The organism is Vibrio sp. 03_296, assembly GCF_002265885.1.
The window spans coordinates 1-797 of the sequence record NZ_NPKW01001093.1 but is presented as its reverse complement, the minus strand read 5'-3'; the positions used below and the strand labels follow the sequence as shown (position 1 = coordinate 797).

The following is a 797-nucleotide window of genomic DNA, read 5'->3' as shown; positions in this document are numbered from 1 at the left end:
CATTTAGAAAGCRARTTACTGACAATTGATTCACTCTCAACGCATCGTACTGCGCGTCAATGTACGCCGTTGGTTGCCAATCAACGTTAAACTGTAATCCCTTTAGCTGCGCGCTTGCTTCAAAACTTCGTAAGACAGGGCCCAGCTCTTCGATAATTCGATACTCTTGAATGTCTAGCTGCAGTTGGCTGGCCTCAATTTTTGAGAAATCGAGAATGTCGTTCACATGCAAACTCAGAACGCTCAGCCGAACGGATGGCGTTATCAAGCAGTTGCTGACTTTCACTGTTTGAAAGGCGATGAGACAGAATCTCCATCAGCCCCAGCATGGCCGCAATCGGGGTTCTTAATTCATGACTCACCACCGCTAAAAACTGGTTGCGAGCTTCAACGGCTTGCAACGCCGCACGGTTGGACTCTCGCAACGCCAGCTCGGTTTGCTTCAAATCTGAAATATCGCTAAACAACGTGATGATAGTGGGTCATTTCCATTTGGTCATGAATAAATGGCTTTGCGCGTCACATGGTAAAAACGCTCCCCCATACCACATTCGCTGGCCGGCACTTGAATGATCTCTTCAAATTCAGCTTGCTCTCGCTCAGACAAATTAAGAAACGAGCAGACACTCTCCAGCTCGATACAGCCATTCTCTCGACATTGACGAAAACTCGCTTGATAAGCTTGGATTTGAAAGCACCAAACGTCCCTTGAATCTGAAATGGAAATTCATGCTAGGGATGGTATCGAGCAACTTGGTTAACCAACTGATTTGATGTTTGGGACAACTCAACCACTT

At 46.4% G+C, this 797-nt stretch carries 1 pseudogene; it reads right to left on the bottom strand.

The window, feature by feature from the left end:
- Positions 1-797 (bottom strand): annotated as a pseudogene (locus tag CIK04_RS30020) (histidine kinase dimerization/phospho-acceptor domain-containing protein); the annotation flags it as partial.